This window comes from Streptomyces sp. NPDC036813, assembly GCF_055609245.1.
The window spans coordinates 126,402-148,128 of the sequence record NZ_JBVJPV010000018.1; the positions used below are offsets into that span (position 1 = coordinate 126,402).

Consider the following 21,727-nt stretch of genomic DNA (forward strand, 5'->3'; position numbering starts at 1 on the left):
GCGCACCTTGCCCTGCGAGCCGCCGTTGCCCGCGGATCCCCCGTTCCCCGAGGAGCCGCCTGTTCCTCCTCGTCCCGCGGACCGGCCCCACCCGAGGTCGTCGTCCCCGCGCGTCATGCGCTCACCTCCCGGCAGGCGCGGTAGAAGTCGGTCCAGCCGTCGCGCTCGCGGACCACCGCCTCCAGGTACTCCTGCCACACGACCCGGTCGGCGGCCGGGTCACGGACGACGGCGCCGAGGATGCCGGCGGCCACGTCACCGGCCCGCAGGACGCCGTCGCCGAAGTGGGCGGCCAGGGCTAGACCGCCCGTCACGACGGAGATCGCCTCGGCTGTCGAGAGCGTGCCGCTGGGCGACTTGACCTTGGTGCGCCCGTCCGCGGTGACGCCGTCGCGCAGCTCACGGAAGACGGTGACGACGCGGCGGATCTCGTCGATGCCGTCGGGTGCGGCCGGCAGGTCGAGCGAACGGCCGATCTGGTCGACGCGCCGCGCGACGATGTCCACCTCGGCCTCGACGCTCTCCGGCAGCGGCAGCACGACCGTGTTGAAGCGGCGGCGCAGCGCGCTGGACAGGTCGTTGACCCCGCGGTCGCGGTCGTTGGCGGTGGCGATCAGGTTGAAGCCGCGGACCGCCTGCACCTCCTGGCCCAGCTCCGGTATCGGCAGGGTCTTCTCCGACAGGATCGTGATCAGCGTGTCCTGGACGTCGGCCGGGATACGGGTGAGTTCCTCGACGCGGGCGGTCATGCCCTCGGCCATGGCGCGCATGACCGGGCCGGCCACGAGGGCGTCCCGGCTGGGACCGTGGGCGAGCAGCTGGGCGTAGTTCCAGCCGTAGCGGATGGCCTCCTCCGGGGTGCCGGCGGTGCCCTGCACGAGCAGGGTGGAGTCGCCGCTGACGGCCGCCGCGAGGTGTTCGGACACCCAGGTCTTGGCCGTGCCGGGCACGCCGAGCAGGAGCAGGGCGCGGTCGGTGGCGAGCGTGGTGACGGCGACCTCGACGATGCGGCGCGGCCCCACGTACTTGGGCGTGATCACCGTGCCGTCGGGCAGGGTGCCGCCGAGCAGATAGGTCGCCACCGCCCACGGCGACAGCTTCCAGCGCGGCGGGCGCGGGCGGTCGTCCTGCGCGGCGAGAGCGGCGAGTTCGTGCGCGAAGGCGTCCTCGGCGTGTGGTCGCAGCACCTCGGCCGGTCGCGCCTCGGTCCTGTGCCCCTCGGTCGTGTGCGCCGCGCTCGTACCCGGCTTCTGCTCTTCTTTCTGTTCTTCTTCCGCGTCGGGTGCCGGTTGGTCCACGGTCACAGGCATGGCGAAGTCCCCCTCCAGCTGGGCCGGTCGGTGATCTGGCATCCACCGTGCACCACGCCACTGACAACGCGTTCCGACCTGCGCAAACGCGCTCGCCGGGCCGATTGTCAGTGGGGGGACCTACCGTCGACGACATGACTGAGCAGGGGGTGCGCTGGAGTGCGGACCAGGTGCTGGCACTGGCACCTGACGCCACGTCGCGCGAAGCGGGGAGCAAGCTCGGCGTGGCCGGCCCGTGGTCCGAGGCGGGCAGTTCCGGCGAGGGAACGCTGTGGGGGCTGTGCAGGGGAGGCGGCAGCACGCCGTACCGGACAGTGGTGAGCGTCGCGGACGTCTCCGGGCCTGCCTGTTCCTGCAGTTGCCCGAGCCGGAAGCTCCCGTGCAAGCACGTGGTCGGGCTGTTGCTGCTCTGGTCGGGCGACGAGGAAGCCGTGCCTCGGGGGGAGCCGCCGGCGTGGGCGGCCGAGTGGGGTGAGGGGAGACGGAGGCGGGCCGCGGGAAAGGGGGCGGCGGGTTCCGCGGCGTCCGCCGCCGATCCCGAGGCGGCCCGGCGGCGGGCCGAACGCCGGGCCGGGCGGCTCACCGCGGGCGCCACGGAGCTGGAGCAGCGCCTGGCCGACCTGCTGCGCTCCGGGCTGGCCACGGCCGAGCAGGCGGGGTACGCGATGTGGGAGGAGACAGCTGCCCGCATGGTCGACGCGCAGGCGCCCGGGCTGGCCGCGCGGCTCCGGGAGTTGGGGGCGATCCCGGGCTCCGGCCCGGACTGGCCGGTGCGGCTGCTGGAGGAGTGCGCCCTGGTGCACCTCCTGGATCAGGGGTGGCTGCACCGCGAGCGGCTGCCGGAGCGCCTGGCGGCGACGGTCCGCTCCCGAGTCGGCCTGCCCACGTCGCCGGACGGGCCTGCGGTACGCGACCAGTGGCTGGTCCTCGCGCAGTACGACACGGGGGACGCGAAGCTGACGACCCGCCGGACATGGCTGCACGGTGTCGCCACGGACCGTACGGCGCTGTTGCTGTCGTACGGTGCCGCCGGCCGCGCCCCGGAGCCGGCCCTGCCGGTCGGCCTGGCGCTGGACGCGGAGGTGTCCGGGTATCCGGGTGACGGCCGGCAGCGGGTGGCGCTGGGCGAGCAGTTCGCCGCGCCCGCTCCGACGGCCGTACGGCCCAAGGGGGTGACGACCGCGCAGGCGACCGCTCGTTACGGCGAGGCCCTGCGGGACGATCCGTGGCTGGAGTTCGTCCCGGTGACGCTGGAGTCGGTCATACCGACACCCGGCGGGGACACCTGGCAGCTCGCGGACGCCGACGGTGACAGCGCGCTGCCGCTCACCCCGGCCTCGACGGCCCGCCCCGGCCTGTGGCGGCTGGTGGCCCTCTCCGGCGGCAACCCCGTGACCGTCTTCGGCGAATGCGGCCACCGCGGCTTCACCCCGCTCACCGCCTGGCCCCATGGCCCCGGTGACGCCGTGTCCCTGTGCTGAGCACGGCGCGGCCGGCGCGCAAGGGGGGCCAGGAACCCGGGGGACACGCCCGCCCCTCCCCCGTCTCCGTCCCGTCCGGCACCCACGGGCACGTCGGGTGAGACCTCACCCGACGTGCCCGTGCCTCCCCACGAAAGGAAGCGCATGAACTCCACGCCGGCTCCCGCGACCCGGTCTGCCCGGCCCTCGCCCGGTGCCTGGGAGGACCTGGTCACCGCGGCGCTGCTCGGTACGGACCGGCGCACACCACCGGCTTCGGTCAGCGGTCGCGAGGCTCCGGTGGCACTGCTGGACGCCGCGGCCGAGGCGACCGTGCGCCGCCGCGCCGGACTGCGGCCCGCCCCGGCCGCGCCCAGGCCCGCGCCGGCCCCCGCCGATCCGCGCCCCCCGCTGCCCTCGGCGGCGGCCCGCAGACTCGGCACCCTGCTGGCCGACCGCCCGGGCACAGCAACCGGCCGCAGAGGCACGACACCGGATCTGATGGAGCTGCTGCCGCAGTGGCTCGCCGCGGCGAACGCCCGGGGCTGGGCGCCGCCGCCCCAGGCGCTGCCCGCGCTGCTGGACGCGGCGCGCGGCCGGACGGATCTGCGGCCTGCGGTACTGGAGTTCGCCGGGCCGCGCGCGCTGTGGCTGGCCCGGCTCAACCCCGACTGGCGGTTCGCCCTGCGGGCCGCGCCCGGCGGGGGCACGGCGCTGCCGGATCCGGGCCGGCGGGAGGAGATCGAGCGGCTGTGGCAGGAGGGGCTGTTCGCCGAAAGGGTCGCCCTGCTCTCGGCGCTGCGCGCCCGCGATCCCGCGGCGGGCCGCGCGCTGCTGGCGGCGACCTGGGCCACGGAGCGCGCAGAGGACCGGCTGATGTTCCTCGACTCGCTGCGCACGGGCCTCGGCCCGGACGACGAGCCCTTCCTGGAGCAGGCCCTCGCCGACCGCAGCCGCAATGTGCGGGCCACGGCGGCGGAGCTGCTGTCGGCGCTGCCGAGGTCGGCGCTCGCCGCCCGGATGGCGGTGCGCGCCGGCGCGTGCGTGGCCCTGGACCGCACCCGTGCGACACCCACGATCGTCGTGGAAGCGCCCCACGAATGCGATCCGGGCATGGAGCGCGACGGTGTGCAGTGCGCGGCGCCGAACGGGCGTGGGGAACGTTCTTGGTGGTTGGGTCAGTTGGTGGAGGCGGCACCGCTGAGCACCTGGCCGGGGCGACTGGGCGGGCGGACGCCCAGGGAGATCGTGGCACTGCCGGTCGCCGACGACTGGCAGGGCGAACTGCACGCGGCCTGGTGCCGGGCGGCGGTCCGGCAGCGGGACGGCGACTGGGCGCGTGCGCTGCTCGGAGAGCCGTCCGCGCCCGAGGCGGGCGGTCCGGGCGCGGTCTCCCTGGCCGAGCGGGCCAAGCTGCTCGGCACGCTCCGGCCCGCCGAACGGGCCGAGTGGGTCGCCGGATTCATCGCGGCGCACGGTCTGTCCGAGGCGTTCCAGCTGCTCGGCGTGTGCGCGGTGCCCTGGGCGGCGCCGCTCGGGCGCGCGGTGGTCGACGCACTGAACATCGCACGGGACGCCGGGAGTTACCCGTGGAGTTTCAGCGGGGTGATGGGGCTGGCCGAGCGCTGCCTGGATCCCGCGGAGGCCGGGCGGCTCGACGGGCTGCTCGCGGTGCCGGACGAACCCGAGGACGCGTCGCCGGGGGCGGGTGGCTACTGGGCCGAGGCCTTCCAGCGACTGATGACGACGCTGCGGCTACGCGCGGCGATGCTGCGGGAACTGCAAAACCCCGGTGACCGGGCCGGCGGCCGACCACCACAGCCGTGACTCGGACGACGCGGGCCGGGAGGAGGGCGGCGCGGGCCGGAACACCGACCACGCACCGTGACCGGGACAGCGGCCACCTCTCACTGCCGCCACGCGGACAGCGCGTACACGCCGATTACCCACGGTGGCCGGTCCGACGGCCGACCTTGCAGCCGCTGCACGGACAGCGCGGTCGAACGCCGACCACCCACGGTGACCGGGACGACCGCCGGCCCCACAGCCGGACACAGACGGCGCGAGCACCCGTCTGCCGACCACCCACCGTGACCGGACCGGCGGCCGGCCGCCGCAACCGGACCACGCACGGCCACGGCGGACCGCCAGGCAGCCCACGCCCCGCCCGCCCGGCAAGCACGTCCGAACCCCGCCCCGCCCGCCCGGCAAACCTTCGGACCCCGCCCCAGCGGCCCCGGCCGCCCGGACGCCCCGCGTCTCAGGCCTCGGCAGGCTGCCGTACGTTCGCGCGGACCCAGTCCACGATGGACTGCGTCGTCGCGCCCGGCGTGAAGATCTCCGCGACGCCCTTGTCCTTCAGCGGCGGGATGTCGGCCTCGGGGATGATCCCGCCGCCGAAGACCAGGATGTCCTCGGCGTCCCGCTCCTTGAGCAGCTCGATCACCGCCGCGAAGAGCGTGTTGTGCGCCCCGGAGAGGATGGACAGCCCGATCGCGTCGGCGTCCTCCTGGATCGCGGTGTCGACGATCTGCTCGGGCGTCTGGTGGAGCCCGGTGTAGATCACCTCCATGCCCGCGTCGCGCAACGCACGCGCGATGACCTTGGCCCCGCGATCGTGGCCGTCGAGCCCCGGCTTCGCCACCACGACGCGGATCGGACCGGCTGCCACACCCATCACTGCCTCCATGAAGCGACTGCATCCATCCCTACCGACAAGGACTGCGGTACCCACACCGGCCGGGGGAGTGAACGAACGTTATCGCCAGCATCCCGCAACCGGCCGTTTCGCGGTGCACAGCGAGGGGGAAATCACACAGTGGGACATGTTCATCGCGCAGGGTTCCCGTATTCCGGGGGCCATGCGCCGCACACTTCCGGGGCACTCGTACCCCAGAAGGAACACGCGCCACGGGAGCCGCTACGAGGTCGCCGTGTCACCGCGCCGCAGGCCACGCGACGCGACAGCACGGCGCATCGACACAGAAGCACATCGCAGACGCCGCAGGACACGCCGTCGACGGCCTCGGCCCCGGCTTCCCACGAGGGCACAGGGAGACAGAGACGTCCTCCCAGGTGCCGACAGGAGGTCGGCCATGACGGTCACCAGGGTCCTCTATCCCTTTCTCCCCCTCTGTCAGCGCCTCCTGCCGAGCAGGCTGGCCGGACTCTCGGCGGCCCTGCTGAAGGCGACCGCCCTGGAACTCGCGATCCTCACCGGTCACCTCCTGCTGTATCCCTCCGGCATCGTGCAGGAACGCCGCAGCCGCCCCCTGCCCGCCCCGCCCGCGCGAGGGAGGGGTACCTCCCCCGCCGCCACCCCCGGGCTCACCGCTGACGACATGACCTGCGAGGCCCCGGATCCGGCCCGGCTGCCGGTGCCGATCCAGCCGCCCGTCGTCCTGCTGCACGGCTTCATCGACAACCGGTCCGTGTTCGTGCTGCTGCGCCGCAATCTCGCCCAGCACGGCAGGCAGCGCGTCGAGTCGCTGAACTATTCGCCGCTGACCTGCGACATCCGCATCGCGGCCGAACTGCTCGGGCGGCACATCGAGGAAATATGCGAGCGCACGGGCAGTGAGCGCGTGGACGTCGTCGGGCACAGCCTCGGCGGCCTGATCGCCCGGTACTACGTGCAGCGGCTCGGCGGCGACCACCGGGTGCGCACGCTGGTCACGCTGGGCACACCGCACTCCGGCACCCGGGTGGCGCCGCTGGCCAACGCCCATCCGATCGTCCGCCAGATGCGGCCCGGCTCGCCGGTGCTGGAGGAGCTGGCCCAGCCGGCGCCCGGCTGCCGTACGCGCTTCGTGAGCTTCTGGAGCGACCTGGACCATCTGATGGACCCGCTGGAGACCGCCTGCATCGACCACCCCGACCTGCTGGCGCACAACGTCCGGGTGACGGGGATCGGCCATCTGGCCCTGCCGGTTCACCCGGCTGTTGCGGCCGGCATACGGCAGGCCCTCGACGCGGAGCTGCCCGGAGCCGGTACCGGCACGCACGCGGGCGGCCTGACCGTGGCCTGACGTCGCAGGACGACAGACCGTGACAGGCACTCTGGTCACCCTGCGCGACTGGAGCACTTCGTTCCGGAACAGCCCTGGAAAGGTCGGCAAACGCCTCGACGGCGACAGATAGTCGAACAACCATCGAACGCAAGGCCAAGCCCGCGTCTGTGACGGCCAAAAGACGGCCGAATGCCCGTTTCCTGCGCTCAGGAAACCTGACGAAGATTGTCGTGCCCGCGTACCGCCGGGTACAGTCGCCGCACTGCTCTGGCAGCCCCTGTTGTCGAGGCGAAAGAGAAGTTGGTGAACGACCGTCACCCGTCGGGGACCATGACCACCCCGGCTCCGGCTTCCGACGCCTCCTCGGCGCAATACGCGTCGTACGGCGCGCAGGACGCCCCGTACGGCAACTTCACCACCCACAACGGGTATGACGCGAGCGGTTTTTCAAACCCGGAGCACAGCACCGGGACGTTCGCGACCGACCCGCTCTTCGGCAGCCTCCCGGACGAGGGCGGCTACGACACCGGCCAGTGGGACACGGGTGGTCACCAGACGGTGCACCAGGACCCGTACGCGGCCCAGCACCACGCCGCCTATGACACCGGCGCCTACGACACGACCACTTGGACGACCGACCACCAGCATCTGTCGGCCATCCCGCCGCAGGCCACCGCCGACGAGGTCTCCGGCCACTGGGACGCGTCCGCCTGGCTCCAGCCCGACCAGGCCACCGCCGACGCCACCCAGCAGTGGGACTGGGGTACGCAGAGCTTCGACACCGGCGTCTACGACGCCACGCAGTGGAACGGCGGCGGCACCGCCGACGCGAGCGGCGGCTACGAGCACCAGCCGGAACCTTTCGACGAGCAGGCCACCGGCACCTACGACCCGCAGGGCACCGGCACCTTCGACGCGCAGCCCACCGCCGACGCCACCGCCACCTTCGACCAGGTCTCCTACGAGGAACCCGGGCACGAGGACGGCGAGTTGAGCACCACCGGTGAGCTGCCCGTCGTCGACCTGACCTCGGCGCCGCTGCTGGAGGAGCAGGAGGAGACCGTCCCCCGCCCGTCGTCCCGCGCGGCGGCCCGGAACTCGGGACGCTCCCGTCGCCGTACGCCTGCCAAGCGGTCGGCGCTGCTGACCATCGCCGTACCGTCGGCGTGTGTGATGGGTGTCGCCGGGATCGCGGCGGCCTCCGTAAGCGCGCTGAGCAGCGACGACGGCAGCGACACCACCGCCTCCGCCGCGGACGGGCACGCGGTGAAACCGTCCGCCGCCAACAACAAGCTGGACACCCAGCTGGCGAGCCTGTCCGCCGGCGCCGACGACTTCGCCGACCGGGCCAGCCGGACGCAGGAGCGCATCGACCTCAAGGCGCAGCAGGAGATGGAGCGCAAGAAGGCGGCGGAGGAGGCCGAGCGCAAGGAGCGCATGCGTCCCAAGTTCGCGCTGCCGGTCCTCCAGCACGGGCTGAGCGCCTACTTCGGCCAGGCGGGCATCAACTGGATGTCGGTGCACACCGGCATCGACTTCCCCGTCTCGTACGGCACCACCGTGATGGCCGCGACCGACGGCGTCGTGCGCACGCAGTGGAACAGTGCCTACGGCAACATGCTGATCCTGACCGCGAAGGACGGCACGGAGACGTGGTACTGCCACCTCTCCAGCTACCGCGTCTCCTCCGGTACGAGCGTCAAGGCCGGGCAGCCGATCGCGTACTCCGGCAACTCGGGCAACTCCACCGGACCGCACCTGCACTTCGAGGTCCGGCCGGGCGGCGGCGCGGCGATCAACCCACTGCCGTGGCTGCGCAGCCACGGCCTCGACCCGACGTAAGCGACCGAGCGAACCGACGTAAGCGACCGGGAGTCCCGGGGGCCGAAGCCCCCGGGACTCCCGCGTCTCTACAGCTTCTCCACCGGCGCGTACCGCAGCAGCAGCCGCTTCGGCTTGTCGTCGCCGAAGTCGATCGTCGCCTCGGCCTTGTCGCCGGTGCCCCTCACCTCGACCACGCTGCCCAGCCCGAACTGGTCATGGGTGACCCGGTCCCCCACCGCCAGCGAGACCACCGGCTTGTCCCCGGCGCGCCGCGTGGCGAACCCGGACGCACCGGCGGCCGAGGAACGCGAGCGGGACGAGGACAGCGAGGCGGCGATCCCCGAGGCCGGCCCGGAGGAGACGGGCGCGGACCCGCCCGTGCGCTTCCACTCGACGTGCTGCGGCGGAATCTCCTCCAGGAACCGGGACGGCGGGTTGTACGACGGCTGTCCCCATGCGCTGCGCAGCGTCGACCGCGTGAGGTACAGCCGCTCGCGGGCGCGGGTGATGCCGACGTAGGCCAGGCGGCGCTCCTCCTCCAGCTCCTTGGTCTGGCCGAGGGCCCGCATGTGCGGGAAGACGCCGTCCTCCATGCCGGTGAGGAAGACCACGGGGAATTCGAGGCCCTTGGCGGTGTGCAGGGTCATCAGGGTGATGACGCCGGAGCCGTCCTCGTCCTCGTCCGGGATCTGGTCGGAGTCGGCGACGAGGGCGACCTGCTCCAGGAAGTCGGCGAGCCCCACCGGCTCGCCCTCGCCGCGCTCCTGCTCGAACTCCAGGGCCACGGCGGCGAGTTCCTGGAGGTTCTCGATGCGGGTCTCGTCCTGCGGGTCGGTGGACGCCTGCAATTCGGCCAGATAGCCGGTGCGTTCCAGGACGGCCTCGAGGACGGTGGCCGGTCCGGCGCCGGACTCCACGATCGTGCGCAGGTCCTCCATCAGCGTGTTGAACCGCTTGACGGCGTTCGTGGAGCGGGCGGCCATGCCGTACGCCTCGTCGACCCGCTTCAGCGCCTGCGGGAAGCTGATCTTCTCGCGCTGGGAGAGGGCGTCGATCATCGCCTCCGCCCGCTCGCCGATGCCGCGCTTGGGCACGTTGAGGATGCGCCGCAGCGGCACGGAGTCCTCGGGGTTGGCGAGGACACGCAGGTAGGCCAGGACGTCCCGGACCTCCTTGCGCTCGTAGAAGCGGACGCCGCCGACGACCTTGTAGGGCAGGCCGACGCGGATGAAGACCTCTTCGAAGACACGGGACTGCGCGTTGGTGCGGTAGAAGACGGCGACGTCGCCGGCCTTGGCCTCGCCCGCGTCGACCAGACGGTCTATCTCGTCGGCGACGAACTGGGCCTCGTCGTGCTCGGTGTCGGCGACGTAGCCCGCGATGCGGGCGCCCTGGCCGGCGTTGGTCCACAGGTTCTTCGGGCGGCGGGACTCGTTGCGCTCGATGACCGCGTTGGCGGCGGACAGGATGGTCTGCGTGGAGCGGTAGTTCTGCTCCAGCAGGATCGTCGTCGCGTCCGGGTAGTCCTCCTCGAACTGGAGGATGTTGCGGATCGTCGCGCCGCGGAAGGCGTAGATCGACTGGTCGGCGTCACCCACCACGCACAGCTCGGCGGGCGGCAGGTCGTAGTCGCTGGGCGGGACGTCCTCATCGTGCTCACCGGTGCCCACCAGCTCACGAACCAGCGCGTACTGGGCGTGGTTGGTGTCCTGGTACTCGTCGACCAGGACGTGCCGGAAGCGGCGGCGGTAGTGCTCGGCGACGTCCGGGAAGGCGCGCAGCAGGTTGACCGTCGTCATGATCAGGTCGTCGAAGTCGAGGGCGTTCGCCTCGCGCAGCCGCGACTGGTACAGGGCGTAGGCCTGGGCGAGAGTCTTCTCGAAGCCGTCGGCGGCCTGGGCGGCGAAGTCCTCCTCGTCGATCAGCTCGTTCTTCAGGTTGCTGATCTTGGCGCTGAAGGACTTCGGCGGGAAGCGCTTGGGGTCGAGGTCCAGGTCGCGGCAGACCAGGGCCATCAGACGCTTGGAGTCGGCGGCGTCGTAGATCGAGAAGGACGACGTGAAGCCGAGCTTCTTCGACTCGCGGCGCAGGATGCGCACGCACGCGCTGTGGAAGGTCATCACCCACATCGCGTTGGCGCGCGGGCCGACGAGCTGTTCCACGCGCTCCTTCATCTCGCCCGCGGCCTTGTTGGTGAAGGTGATCGCGAGGATCTGGCCCGGGTGGACGCCCCGCTCGGCGAGCAGATGGGCGATGCGGTGGGTGAGCACACGGGTCTTGCCGGAGCCGGCGCCGGCCACGATGAGCAGCGGTGAGCCGGAGTGCACGACGGCGGCGCGCTGGTTGTCGTTCAGCCCCGCCAGCAGCGCGGCGGAGTCGAGTGGGGGGCGCGGGGCACCGTCGCGGTAGTGCGTGTCCCGGTCCGGCGGGGGCGCGTCGAACTTCCCGCCGAACAGATCGTCCGGAAACGGTTCCGGAGCGTGTTCGTCCTCGGGCGGCGGCGGGGGCTCCTCCGCGTGGGCCCGCGGGGCCTGGAGGTCCGCCAGGAAGCTGTCGTCAAAGAGGCTGCTCATCGCTCTCCGAGTCTAGGGTGCCCCACTGACAACCCGGGCCCGTCCGGGAAACATCACACGTCACCGTCCATCACCGGGCGGCGACACTACGCGATGGTCACGGAAATGTATCGGGCATATCACGCACCAACCTTCACAGCAGGCACACGAGTTGGCTACCGTGCCGCCCAGGCCGTACGACCTCCACCGGCGAACGTCGCCGGGCCGCGCGGCCTCCGCCGAGTCCGGTACGCCCGCACAGCGCCCGGAGCCGGGGACCCACCCGAGACCTGGGGTGAATCGGCCCTCCCGCCACGGCGGGAGCCGTAGGGCGAACCTTCCCACCGCCCGAACCCTCCCCCAGAGTCTTAAGGGCCTGGGAGGTGCCCCCATCGCTGACCCGGTAGGCGGCGCGTTGGAAGGAGTCGCCTCCCTTGGCGTCGCACCGCAAGTCGCGTCCCGCGGGGACCCTCGCCGGCATACGGACCCCCGCCCTGGCCACGGCCGCCCTCACCTCCGTGGCCCTGCTGTCCCAGACGGCCGACGCCGTCCCCGCCGACAACAAGCCCAGCCTCGAGGAAGTCGAGAAGAAGGTCGACGACCTCTACCGGCAGGCGGAGTCCGCGACCGACAAGTACAACGCGGCCAAGGAGCGCACCGTCAAGCAGCGCACCCGCGTCGACTCCCTGATGGACGACGTCGCCCGGCGCACCGAGAAGCTCAACGAGGCGCGCGAGCAGCTGGGCTCGTACGCCGCCGCCCAGTACCGCACCGGCGGCGCCGCCCTCCCGAGCACGGCGACCTTCCTGCTCTCCGACTCCCCGCAGCAGTACTTCGACCAGAGCCATCTGATGGACCGGCTGACCAGCCACCAGAAGGACGCGGTCGACGACTACGTCACCCAGCAGTCGGAGACGATGAAGCAGCGCCGCGAGGCCACGGACAGCCTGCGCACGCTCACCGACTCGCAGAACGATCTGCGCACCGCCAAGGCCACCGTTCAGAAGAAGCTCGCCGACGCGCGTGAGCTGCTGTCGAAGCTGACCGCCGAGGAGAAGGCGCGGCTCGCCGCGATCGAGCGGCACAAGCAGGAGGAGGCCGCGCGCAAGGCGGCGGAACTGGCCCGGCAGCAGGCGGCCCAGCAGCAACAGCAGACCCCGCAGCAGGACGGCGCCGGCTCCTCGGCCGGCGGCACGAGCACCGGCACCGGCACCGGCACCGGCTCGGGAAGCACGAGCACCGGCTCGCAGGCCGACAAGGCGCTCGCCTTCGCCCGCGCGCAGATCGGCAAGCCGTACGTGTGGGGCGCGACCGGCCCCGGCTCCTACGACTGCTCCGGCCTGACCCAGGCGGCCTGGAAGGCGGCCGACGTCGACCTGCCGCGCACCACCTACGACCAGGTGAACGCCGGCACGACCGTCCCGCTGTCCGAGGCCCGGCCGGGCGACCTGGTCTTCTTCTACGACGACATCAGCCACGTCGGCATCTACATCGGCGGCGGCATGATGATCCACGCCCCGAAGCCCGGCGCCTATGTGCGCGAGGAGTCCATCTACTACGACGGCGAGTCGGCCATCCACAGCGTCGTACGCCCGGCCTGACGGGCCGCACGCACGAAGCCGCCCCCGCGCTCCCCGCGCGCGTACCGCCGCCTTCACGCTTCACGCGCGCGTACCGCCGCCCCCGCGCTCCCCGCGCGCGTACGCCCGGCCTGGCGGTTTACGCCCGACGGTGCGCGTGGCCCCCGCCGACGCGCCGCGGCGGGTTCATAGCATCGACGGCATGTCCGTTTCCTCGCGTCGGCACGCCGCGTCCGGTTCCCCGTCCCCGCTGCGCGCGTGGTGGTCGCAGCGCACCCCGGCGGCCGGGGCGGCCGTGATGGCGACCGGCATCGTGTCGGTCGGGCTGCGGCTGACCGGGTACGAGCTGCTGTCCCGGATCTGGCTGGCCGCGGCCTGCGTCTTCTGGCTCGCGCTGGCCGCGGAGTTCGCCGTGCGGCTGCTGGCGGACCGGCCCCGGTGGGCGTCCGAGGCGCAGACTCCCGGCGCGCTGACGTCCGTGGCCGCCACGACGGTGCTGGGCACGCGGTTCGTGCTGCTGGGATGGACCACGCTCGCCGAGGCGCTGCTGGCACTGGCGGCGGTGCTGTGGCCGGTGCTGATCGTCACCGTCGTACAGAACTGGCAGCCTCGGATGCCGGGGGCGGTGTTCCTCGCCTGCGTGGCGACGCAGGGGCTCGCCGTGCTCGCCGCCGTCCTCGCGGGCGCTCTGGCGACGGCCTGGCTCGCGCACGCCGCGCTGGTGCTGTTCGGGCTCGGCCTGGTGCTCTACGGCATCGCCCTGACCCGGTTCGATCCGCGGCAGGTGCTTGAGGGGCCCGGCGACCAGTGGATCGCGGGCGGTGCGCTGGCGATCTCCGCGCTGGCCGGCGCGAAGCTGCTGGCCGCCGACAGCGCGCGGCTGTACCTGTGGAACGACGACGACCGCGGCGTCCTGCGCTTCGCGACCGTCGCGCTGCTGATCCTGGACCTGGCCTGGTACGTCGTCCTGGCGGTCGCCGAGGTGGTCCGGCCCCGGCTCAGCTATGACACGCGCCGCTGGGCCACGGTGTTCCCGCTCGGCATGACGGCGGCGGCGACGCTGTCCGTCGCCGCCGCCGTCGACGTGCCATGGCTGATGGACCCGGGTCAGGCCCTGTTGTGGCTCTCGGTGGCCGCGTGGCTGGCCGTGGCCGCCGGGGCCGTCCTCACGGCCCGGGCCGCGCTCAGGTCCACAGCACCGCGATGAAGATGTTCGCCACGGTCAGCAGGCCGACGAGGCCGAACAGGGGCTTGTCCACCTTCTCGTCGTCGCGCTTGACGTAGACCAGGCCGAGGATCACGATCAGCAGCGCCAGCTTCACGCCGATCTTGATCGTGTTGACGGTGTGGTCGTCGGCCTGGTTGAGGCCGACCAGGATCACACCGGTGACCAGCATCGTCAGCGCGCCGTGCAGCATCGCCGGGACGAAGCGGGCGGTGCCCCGGCCCATCGCCTTCATCTGTGTGAGGAAGCCACCCAGGAGCGAGGCGATGCCGATGATGTGCAGGCCGACGAAGAGATGGATGAGTACGTCCATGGGGCCGGAGCCTAATTCGTTGGTAACAGCCCCAGGGACGGCAGGGTGCCGTCCCTGGGGTGTTCGAGTGGTGAGGGCCGTCACGCCTCGTCGGAGCTGGGCTCGCGAAGCCTCTGGCTAGACCGTGCGGTCGGCCCTCACGCTCGTGGTGGTGGCGGTCGCGTGGACGCCGGACGGATGCCTGTTGTGGGGCTGGCCTCGATGCCTCGGGTTAGACCGGTGGCGCCCGGCGTCTCCGCGACCGCCACCACCGGCGGCGGGCTGTTGGTGCCCGTCGGCGTCGGGCGGATGCCTTCAGTGGAATGGGCCTGGATGCCTTGAGGTAGATCGGCGCCGCCTGGGGCCGTCGAGCGTCAATACCCGTCGCCTTGATCACTCGTTGGTGTTGGTGGGACGAGCCCACCGCACGGTGACCTCTCCTTGCGGCCGGGCCGTCTGAGCTCTCGCGTAGACCGAGGCCCGCGCGGTGCGCTGGTGCCACGAACACGGCTAGTGAGGCGTCGGTCCGACCCTCGTGGTCAAGACCTGGAATTAGGGAGCCGCGTGGCCCGCATGCGCTCGTGACCAGCGCAAACACCCGCACCTCGGGAAGGGAACCACCTTGATCTACTGCGGAATCGACTGGGCGGAGAAGACCCACGACGTCGCCCTGGTCGACGACAGCGGCCAGTTACTGGCCAAACGGCACATCACCGACGACGCGGCTGGCTACAAGATCCTGCTGGACCTGCTCGCCGAGCACGGCGACAGTGAGGACAGCCCGATCCCGGTGGCGATCGAGACCTCCCGCGGCCTGCTCGTCGCGGTCCTGCGGACCGGCAAGCGGCAGGTCTTCGCCATCAACCCGATGGCCGCAGCCCGCTACCGCGACCGGCACTCCGTCTCCCGCAAGAAGTCCGATCCCGGCGACGCCCTGGTCCTGGCCAATATCCTGCGGACCGACATGCACGCCCACCGGCCGCTGCCCCACGACTCCGACCTGGCCCGCGCCATCGCCGTCCTGGCCCGAGCACAGCAGGATGCGACCTGGAATCGACAGCAGATGTCCAACCAGCTCCGGTCCCTGCTGCGGGAGTACTACCCCGCTGCTCTGGATGCCTTCGCCATGTGGACCAACGGCCTGTGCCGGCCCGAGGCCCGCGAACTTCTCAAGCTCGCGCCGACACCCGCCAAAGCCGCGCGGCTGAGCCGAACACAGATCAGCGCCGCCCTCAGGCGTTCCGGCCGTAAGCGTGGCATCGAAGCCGACACCGAACGTCTCCGAGAAGCCCTGCGAGGCGAGTGGGCCCGGCAGCTGCCGCTGGTCGAGGACGCGCTCGGCAAGCAGATGCTAGCCCTCCTGGGCCAGCTGGAAGCCGCGTGCACCGCAGCCGACGACCTGGCCAAGGCGGTAGAAGAGGCGTTTCCTCAGCACCCGGACGCTGACATCCTCCTCAGCTTCCCCGGACTCGGCGTCCAACTCGGCGCCCGGGTGCTGGCCGAGATCGGGGACGACCACACACGCTTCGCCGATGCCCGGGGTCTCAAGGCCTATGCGGGCTCGTCACCGATCACCCGGGCCTCCGGCAAGAAGTCAAGCGTCACCCGCCGACGCGTGAAGAACGACCGGCTCAACCACGCCGGCTACCTGTGGGCCTTCGCCGCCCTGACCGCATCCCCTGGCGCCAAAGGCCACTACCGCCGACGACGCGACAAGCACGGCGACTGGCACGCCTCCGCATTGCGCAACTTGTTCAATCGCATGGTCGGCCAGCTCTACCACTGCCTGCAGCACGGCGAGCACTACGACGAAGCGCTGGCCTTTCCATCCCCGCTGAAAGGGCTCGAGGCGACTGCCGCCGCCTGAGCCCAACTCCTACTCCGGGATGACCAGGCCGAATTCGCGCAGGCGGGGCAAACAGGCATCCAGGCAGGCCTCCACGGACACGGCATCCGTGCGCACCAGGAGATCTTCGTGGAACGGGTTCCCGCTTGCCACGAACGTCCACGGCTTCACGCCGCCACGCATGCGCTCGGCATCGGCCTTGAACAACACCGTGACCCCCTGCTCGGCCAACGCTTCCATCACCTGCACCACGTCCACCGAAGCCCCCTTGCGTCCGTAATCGAACAGGCAGCAAAGCTACACGGGCGTCTCGGCAACCGACTTGACGGCTTGGAGGCGTGAGGCGTCTAGCCAGGGGCGTTCCGTAGCAGTCCGGCGCCCCCGCCGTGGGCGGAATCGGCGCTTCGGTCGGAGCGCTGTGTGAAGTCGTCGTCACGGGAACAAGAGCACGGTCACATACGGTCACCTCGCGGTCCGCTCGTGTCACTTCCGGACAGGCCGTCACCGTCCCGTCACTTTCGGGTTTAGCGTCCTCCCCCAGGTGACCGACTCCCACCGCCGTCCGGGCCAGGGGCGGCCGTCGGTCATCCCGCCGAAGAGCCCGGTGGCGCCCCGTTCCCCTGTCGGGACGCCGCCGGGCACGCACCCCGCGCGGCCGGCTCCGAGGCGGCCACCGGCGTCGTAGGAAAGGACGTGCAGTCCCCGTGGCAGCACACCGCAAGCATCCGCAGCGCTCGCTCGGCGGCCGGACGGCCCGTACGGCGTTCACGGTCGCCCTCGCGGGCGCGGCGACGGCCACGGCGTTCGACGGCACCGGCCAGGCCGCGCCGGATCCGACTCCGGCCCAGGTCAAGGCGCAGGTCGACAAGCTGTACCAGGAGGCCGAGGCGGCCACCGAGAAGTACAACGGCGCGAAGGAGGAGGCGGGGGCGGCCGGGCGCCGGCTGAAGGACCTGCAGGACGAGACGGCCCGCGAGCAGCAGCGGCTGAACGAGGCGCGGGACGCCCTGGGGGCGGTCGCCAGCGCCCAGTACCGCAGCGGCGGTCTGGACCCGGCGGTGCAGCTCGCCCTGTCCGACGACCCCGAGCAGTACCTCGAGGGCGCCGCCCTCGCCGAGCGGGCGGGCGACCGGCAGGCGCAGGCCGTGTCCCGGGTCCGCGGCCAGTTGCGCGAGATCGAGCGGTTGCGGGGTGCCGCACGCGTGGAGCTGGCCTCGCTGCACTCCCGTCAGGCCGAGCTGAAGCGGCAGAAGGAGATCATCACCGGCAAGCTGGACCAGGCCCGCCGGCTGTTGTCCCGGCTGACCGCCGAGGAGCGGCGGCAGATCGCCGCGGACGCCTCCGGCACGAACCGCGCCTCACGGGCCGCGAGCGCCGGGGCCCGCGACGAGCTGACCCCACCCGGGTCCGCGACCGCCCAGGCGCCCGACTCGCGTGCGGCGGCCGCCGTCGCCTACGCCTACAGCAAGCTCGGCAGCCCGTACGTGTGGGGCGCGACCGGCCCGAACGCCTTCGACTGCTCGGGCCTGGTGCAGGCCGCCTACCGCTCCGCCGGGATCTCCCTGCCCCGCACGACCTACGCGCAGATCGGCGCCGGCCGCCGTGTCTCCCGCTCCGAACTGCTCCCGGGCGACCTGGTGTTCTTCTACTCCGGCATCAGCCACGTCGGCCTCTACGTGGGCAACGGGCAGATGATCCACGCCCCCAACCCGTCGGCCCCGGTCCGCCTCGCCCCGATCGACCAGATGCCGTTCGCGGGGGCGACCCGGGTGGCGTGAGCCCGGCCGACGCGTAACCGCCCCGAGGCCGACCGGTTCGTAACCGTCCCAAGCCCGACCGGCGCGTAACCGTCCCGAGCCAGGCCGCGGGGCCTGCGTCCCCCGTCCGGTGGCCGCCGCCTCAGACCAGCCGGCGGGCCGTCGCCCAGCGCGTCAGCTCGTGGCGGTTGGACAGCTGGAGCTTGCGCAGCACCGCCGAGACGTGCGACTCGACCGTCTTCACCGAGATGAACAGCTGCTTGGCGATCTCCTTGTAGGCGTAGCCACGGGCGATCAGCCGCAGCACCTCGCGCTCGCGCTGCGTGAGACGGTCCAGGTCCTCGTCGACCGGCGGGGCGTCGGTGGAGGCGAAGGCGTCCAGGACGAACCCGGCCAGGCGCGGGGAGAACACCGCGTCGCCCTCCTGCACCCGGAAGATCGAGTCGATCAGGTCGGCGCCCGTGATGGTCTTGGTGACATAGCCACGGGCGCCGCCGCGGATCACGCCGATCACGTCCTCCGCCGCGTCCGACACGGACAGCGCGAGAAAGCGGACGGGCCGCTCGGCGTCGGCCATCAACGGGGCGCAGCGACGCAGCACTTCGACCCCGCCGCCGCCCGGCAGGTGCACGTCGAGCAGGACCACCTCGGGCCGGGTCGCGGTGATGACAGTGACCGCCTGGTCGACGTCCGCGGCCTCGCCGACGACCTCGACGCCCGTCTCCTCGGTGCGGCCGATCTCGGCCTGCACGCCGGTGCGGAACATGCGGTGGTCGTCGACGAGGACCACACGCACCCGGCGCTCGCCCGTGCCGCCGGCCTGCGTCGTACCGTTCGCCTCGGTCGGGTCGCTCATGACGTCTTCTCCGCCCTCTCCATCTCCAGCTCGACCTCCGTGCCGCCGTCCGGCACCGCGCGCAGCCGCGCCGTGCCGCCGTTGCGCTCCATCCGGCCGATGATCGACTCTCTCACGCCCATGCGGTCGGCGGGTATCGCGTCGGGGTCGAAGCCGGGGCCCCGGTCCCGTACGGACACGAACACCCTCCTGCCCTCGACTTCGGCGAAGACCTGGACCGGGCCGCCCTCGCCACCGTACTTGGCGGCGTTCACCATCGCTTCCCTCGCGGCCTGCATCTGTGCGGCGATCCGCTCGTCGAGCGGGCAGTCGCCGACGACGACCACCTCGATGGCCACGCCGTGCTTGTCCTCGACCTCGGCGGCGTTGCGCTTGACCGCGTCGGCGAGGGTGGCCGGCTCGTCGGCCTCGTCCTTGCCGGTGCCCTCCGGCTTGTACAGCCACGTACGCAGATCGCGTTCCTGGGCGCGGGCCAGGCGGCGCACCTCGCCCGCGTTGTCGGCGTTGCGCTGGATCAGGGTCAGGGTGTGCAGCACCGAGTCGTGGACGTGGGCGGCGACCTCCGCGCGCTCCTGGGCGCGGATACGCATCAGGCGCTCCTCGGAGAGGTCCTGCGTCATACGCACCAGATACGGGCCGGCCAGCAGCGTTATCCCGACGAGGACGGCCAGCGCCGCCTGCAGCACCGAGCCGAGGTGGGCGGCGGAGCCCTGCAGGACGAAGATGCCGGACACCCCTGCCGTCACCAGCAGCACACCGGCCACGGCCCGCAGCAGCGTCAGGGTGCGCTTGCGGCGGCCCACCTCGACCCAGCGGGCCCGGCGGGCGTTGTCCGCCTGCCGCCACACCAGGGCGACACCGGCGGCGACGAGCACCGCCGGAAGCAGGTACGCCTTGGCGCCGTTGCCGATGTTGACGCTGCCGACGAAGATCAGGGCGACGACGACCATGAGGAGCAGGGCGACGATCTGGCCCCGGTCCGGTCTGCGGGCGACGAGTCTGCGCCGGCCGTCGGGTGAGACCTCGGTGCTCACCAGGGACGGCGGTTTCTGCTGGTCGACGCCGCCGACGCCGAGCGGCACGAAGAACCAGAACGCCGCGTACAGCAGGGCGCCGAGGCCGTCGGCCATGAACAGGCCCACGAAGACCAGGCGGACCCAGATCACGGGCAGCCCGAGGTGCCCGGCGAGCCCCCGCGCCACGCCACCCAGCCAGCGTCCGTCGCTGCTTCGGTAGAGCTTGCGCGGCGGCCGCGGTTCGACGAGGGGCGCTGCTGCGGCTTCCGGCATGCCATCGATGGTCACATGGCGGGCGGGCCGGAGCATCAGGGTCGGCCCCTAAGACGCCCCTGATCTTCGCGCCGGGCCCGTGCGCCCGGTGCGGGCGCCGCACTCAGGGGCGATATCAGGGTCCGGCCAGGGTCGTCCCGACTGCCGCCGGGCCGGCTCGCCCGTCACCATGGACGCATGACCGATCACCAGCACGCGGCGGACGGGGTGCCCGGGGAGGGCGCCGCGTCCGTCCCCGGCGCGGCGGCCGGGTCCGGGCAGCCGGGCACCGTCACGGCCGATGGCCCGCACCTCTTCCGTCGCGACCGCCGGCACCGGACGATCGCCGGGGTGTGCGCCGGGCTGGGGCGGCGGTGCGACATGGACCCGGTCATCTTCCGGATCACGCTCGCGGTGCTGGCCGCGGCGGGCGGTGTCGGTCTGATCTTCTACGGCTTCGTCTGGCTGTTCGTCCCCTACGACGACGAGGACGAGAACGAGGTGCGCAAGCTCCTCACCGGGCGGGTGGACGGGCAGGCGCTCGCGGCCGTGCTGTTCGCGCTGGTCGGGTGCGGGGTGTTCCTGTCGATGCTGCGCAACGGCGGGGTGCTGACCTTCGCCGTGGCCCTCTCCCTGCTGCTGGCCGGCGCCGGGTACTGGCAGCAGCGACGCGACGCGCCGGGCCCCGACCCCCTGGCGGCGCAGGCCGTGGCGGACGCCCCGCCCGAGGCCCAGGCGCCGCCGGCCGCGGCGGGCTACCCGTCCTGGTGGCGCGACCCCATCGTCAAGGACGGCACCCATGTCGGGGGCACGGGATATCTGTGGGGTCCGCGCGACCCCCGCGACCGGGACATCGCGGCGGCCGTCGGCGTCAGCCGGGGTGTGACCGCGCAGCGCACGGCACCGCGGGCCGGCGCGGACGGGCCGGCGCCTCGCGTGCCGCGCTGGATCGGCGGCTGGGTCTTTCTGCTGGCCCTGGCCGCGGGCGGCCTCGGCACGGGGCTGACCTGGCAGGACCACCCGCTCGGCACCAGCCTTCAGGTGGGGCTGGCCGGCGCGCTGACCGTGTTCGGCCTCGGGATCGCCGTCAGCGCCTTCCTCGGGCGCACGGGGGCGGGTTCGGTCTTCTGGTCGATCGTCACGGCCGCGCTGCTCACGGCGTCGGCGGCGCTGCCGCACGACATCGGCACGCAGTGGATCCGGAAGACTTGGCGACCGGCCGCGGTGGCGGACGTCCGACCGAAGTACCACGTCGGCACCGGCGTCGGCACGCTCGACCTGTCCCGGATCGCCGTACCCTCGGGCCGGACGGTGACCACGCTGGCCGACGTGGGCGTGGGCCGGGTGCGGGTGATCGTGCCGGCGGAGGTGACGGTGAAGGCGGACATCGACGTGGGGGTGGGTGACATCCAGTTGCCGGGTGACGATACGAAGGACGTGGACGTGCAGCCGGGCAGGCACGAACAGGTGACGCTGAGACCGGCCGGCGGCGGGAGCGCCGGCACGCTGGACCTGGACCTCAAGGTCGGCGTCGGCCAGGTGGAGGTGTCCCGTGCTGCGTCATGAGTTCCAGCCCGGCCGGCTGGTCGCCGGTCTCGCCCTCACCGTCACCGGAGTCCTCTACGCGGGCGACGCGGCCGATCTGTGGCACATCCCGTGGTTCACCGCGATCCCCCTGGTCGTCGGCGGCCTCTGCCTGGCGGGCGCGGTCGGCATGGTCACTCACGCGCTACGCCGCCGCTGACGC

At 72.5% G+C, this 21,727-nt stretch carries 17 protein-coding genes; 10 read left to right on the top strand and 7 right to left on the bottom strand.

The annotated features are described in order from the left end of the window. Positions 1–113 precede the first annotated feature (113 nt). Complete coding sequence (locus ACZ67Q_RS32040; RefSeq protein ID WP_471189360.1) at positions 114–1,352, bottom strand: ATP-binding protein; 1,239 nt, start codon at positions 1,350–1,352, stop codon at positions 114–116. A 92-nt stretch (positions 1,353–1,444) separates the two neighbouring features. Here ACZ67Q_RS32040 and ACZ67Q_RS32045 point away from each other — a divergent pair, with 92 nt between their 5' ends. Both ACZ67Q_RS32045 and ACZ67Q_RS32050 read left to right on the top strand, forming a co-directional pair. After that, positions 1,445–2,791 (top strand): SWIM zinc finger family protein, encoded by a 1,347-nt coding sequence (locus tag ACZ67Q_RS32045; protein ID WP_471189363.1) that lies wholly within the window; start codon positions 1,445–1,447, stop codon positions 2,789–2,791. Positions 2,792–2,935: 144 nt separating this feature from the next. Continuing rightward, positions 2,936–4,597 carry a DUF5691 domain-containing protein gene (locus ACZ67Q_RS32050; RefSeq protein ID WP_471189364.1) on the top strand — a complete coding sequence of 554 codons (1,662 nt, stop codon included), beginning with the start codon at positions 2,936–2,938 and terminating at the stop codon, positions 4,595–4,597. A gap of 433 nt (positions 4,598–5,030) precedes the next feature. Here the strand turns inward: ACZ67Q_RS32050 and ACZ67Q_RS32055 are convergent, their stop codons facing one another. Continuing rightward, positions 5,031–5,447, bottom strand: a complete 417-nt coding sequence (locus tag ACZ67Q_RS32055) for a cobalamin B12-binding domain-containing protein (RefSeq protein WP_471189448.1) — start codon at positions 5,445–5,447, stop codon at positions 5,031–5,033. A 418-nt stretch (positions 5,448–5,865) separates the two neighbouring features. Between ACZ67Q_RS32055 and ACZ67Q_RS32060 the strand changes: the two genes are divergently transcribed. Both ACZ67Q_RS32060 and ACZ67Q_RS32065 read left to right on the top strand, forming a co-directional pair. Next, a complete protein-coding gene (locus tag ACZ67Q_RS32060) occupies positions 5,866–6,798 on the top strand; it encodes an esterase/lipase family protein (RefSeq protein WP_471189366.1) in 933 nt (310 codons plus the stop codon). A gap of 285 nt (positions 6,799–7,083) precedes the next feature. Beyond that, positions 7,084–8,622 carry a M23 family metallopeptidase gene (locus tag ACZ67Q_RS32065; protein ID WP_471189367.1) on the top strand — a complete coding sequence of 513 codons (1,539 nt, stop codon included), beginning with the start codon at positions 7,084–7,086 and terminating at the stop codon, positions 8,620–8,622. Positions 8,623–8,690: 68 nt separating this feature from the next. On the opposite strand, the gene pcrA is transcribed toward ACZ67Q_RS32065, so the two are convergent. Continuing rightward, positions 8,691–11,177 (bottom strand): DNA helicase PcrA, encoded by a 2,487-nt coding sequence (gene pcrA / locus ACZ67Q_RS32070; RefSeq protein ID WP_471189369.1) that lies wholly within the window; start codon positions 11,175–11,177, stop codon positions 8,691–8,693. A 413-nt stretch (positions 11,178–11,590) separates the two neighbouring features. Here pcrA and ACZ67Q_RS32075 point away from each other — a divergent pair, with 413 nt between their 5' ends. Further along, positions 11,591–12,757 (top strand): C40 family peptidase, encoded by a 1,167-nt coding sequence (locus ACZ67Q_RS32075; RefSeq protein ID WP_471189371.1) that lies wholly within the window; start codon positions 11,591–11,593, stop codon positions 12,755–12,757. 181 nt (positions 12,758–12,938) lie between these two features. Continuing rightward, on the top strand, positions 12,939–13,943 hold the full coding sequence (locus ACZ67Q_RS32080) for a tellurite resistance/C4-dicarboxylate transporter family protein (protein WP_471189372.1): 1,005 nt from the start codon (positions 12,939–12,941) through the stop codon (positions 13,941–13,943). On the opposite strand, the gene ACZ67Q_RS32085 is transcribed toward ACZ67Q_RS32080, so the two are convergent. Beyond that, positions 13,921–14,274, bottom strand: a complete 354-nt coding sequence (locus ACZ67Q_RS32085) for a hypothetical protein (RefSeq protein WP_361632229.1) — start codon at positions 14,272–14,274, stop codon at positions 13,921–13,923. The two genes, ACZ67Q_RS32080 and ACZ67Q_RS32085, sit on opposite strands and share 23 nt — an antisense overlap. Positions 14,275–14,875: 601 nt before the next feature. On the opposite strand from ACZ67Q_RS32085, the gene ACZ67Q_RS32090 reads away from it, so the two are divergent. After that, entirely contained in the window at positions 14,876–16,120 is a 1,245-nt protein-coding gene (locus ACZ67Q_RS32090) for an IS110 family RNA-guided transposase (RefSeq protein ID WP_471189374.1), read from the top strand. Positions 16,121–16,129: 9 nt separating this feature from the next. On the opposite strand, the gene ACZ67Q_RS32095 is transcribed toward ACZ67Q_RS32090, so the two are convergent. Continuing rightward, complete coding sequence (locus ACZ67Q_RS32095) at positions 16,130–16,357, bottom strand: hypothetical protein (protein ID WP_471189376.1); 228 nt, start codon at positions 16,355–16,357, stop codon at positions 16,130–16,132. 446 nt (positions 16,358–16,803) lie between these two features. On the opposite strand from ACZ67Q_RS32095, the gene ACZ67Q_RS32100 reads away from it, so the two are divergent. Then, a complete protein-coding gene (locus tag ACZ67Q_RS32100; RefSeq protein WP_471189378.1) occupies positions 16,804–17,877 on the top strand; it encodes a C40 family peptidase in 1,074 nt (357 codons plus the stop codon). 121 nt (positions 17,878–17,998) lie between these two features. Here the strand turns inward: ACZ67Q_RS32100 and ACZ67Q_RS32105 are convergent, their stop codons facing one another. Both ACZ67Q_RS32105 and ACZ67Q_RS32110 read right to left on the bottom strand, forming a co-directional pair. Then, entirely contained in the window at positions 17,999–18,712 is a 714-nt protein-coding gene (locus ACZ67Q_RS32105; RefSeq protein ID WP_471189380.1) for a LuxR C-terminal-related transcriptional regulator, read from the bottom strand. Continuing rightward, positions 18,709–20,001: an ATP-binding protein gene (locus tag ACZ67Q_RS32110; protein WP_471189382.1), complete on the bottom strand. Its 1,293-nt coding sequence runs from the start codon at positions 19,999–20,001 to the stop codon at positions 18,709–18,711. The genes ACZ67Q_RS32105 and ACZ67Q_RS32110 overlap by 4 nt, the downstream gene beginning before the upstream one ends. A gap of 177 nt (positions 20,002–20,178) precedes the next feature. Between ACZ67Q_RS32110 and ACZ67Q_RS32115 the strand changes: the two genes are divergently transcribed. Then, on the top strand, positions 20,179–21,546 hold the full coding sequence (locus ACZ67Q_RS32115) for a PspC domain-containing protein (protein WP_471189384.1): 1,368 nt from the start codon (positions 20,179–20,181) through the stop codon (positions 21,544–21,546). Beyond that, the gene (locus tag ACZ67Q_RS32120; RefSeq protein ID WP_471189386.1) at positions 21,533–21,724 is read left to right on the top strand and encodes a hypothetical protein; all 192 of its coding nucleotides are present in this window, start codon (positions 21,533–21,535) and stop codon (positions 21,722–21,724) included. Before ACZ67Q_RS32115 ends, ACZ67Q_RS32120 begins: the two co-directional genes overlap by 14 nt. The last annotated feature ends 3 nt before the right edge of the window (positions 21,725–21,727 follow it).

What these genes read in the sequence shown, in the direction of transcription:
- ACZ67Q_RS32105 (WP_471189380.1), bottom strand. Translation starts at nt 18,712, where the DNA reads ATGAGCGACCCGACCGAGGCGAACGGTACGACGCAGGCCGGCGGCACG.
- ACZ67Q_RS32055 (WP_471189448.1), bottom strand. Translation starts at nt 5,447, where the DNA reads ATGGGTGTGGCAGCCGGTCCGATCCGCGTCGTGGTGGCGAAGCCGGGG.
- ACZ67Q_RS32040 (WP_471189360.1), bottom strand. Translation starts at nt 1,352, where the DNA reads ATGCCAGATCACCGACCGGCCCAGCTGGAGGGGGACTTCGCCATGCCT.
- ACZ67Q_RS32050 (WP_471189364.1), top strand. Translation starts at nt 2,936, where the DNA reads ATGAACTCCACGCCGGCTCCCGCGACCCGGTCTGCCCGGCCCTCGCCC.
- ACZ67Q_RS32115 (WP_471189384.1), top strand. Translation starts at nt 20,179, where the DNA reads ATGACCGATCACCAGCACGCGGCGGACGGGGTGCCCGGGGAGGGCGCC.
- ACZ67Q_RS32045 (WP_471189363.1), top strand. Translation starts at nt 1,445, where the DNA reads ATGACTGAGCAGGGGGTGCGCTGGAGTGCGGACCAGGTGCTGGCACTG.
- ACZ67Q_RS32060 (WP_471189366.1), top strand. Translation starts at nt 5,866, where the DNA reads ATGACGGTCACCAGGGTCCTCTATCCCTTTCTCCCCCTCTGTCAGCGC.
- ACZ67Q_RS32085 (WP_361632229.1), bottom strand. Translation starts at nt 14,274, where the DNA reads ATGGACGTACTCATCCATCTCTTCGTCGGCCTGCACATCATCGGCATC.
- pcrA (WP_471189369.1), bottom strand. Translation starts at nt 11,177, where the DNA reads ATGAGCAGCCTCTTTGACGACAGCTTCCTGGCGGACCTCCAGGCCCCG.
- ACZ67Q_RS32110 (WP_471189382.1), bottom strand. Translation starts at nt 20,001, where the DNA reads ATGCCGGAAGCCGCAGCAGCGCCCCTCGTCGAACCGCGGCCGCCGCGC.
- ACZ67Q_RS32080 (WP_471189372.1), top strand. Translation starts at nt 12,939, where the DNA reads ATGTCCGTTTCCTCGCGTCGGCACGCCGCGTCCGGTTCCCCGTCCCCG.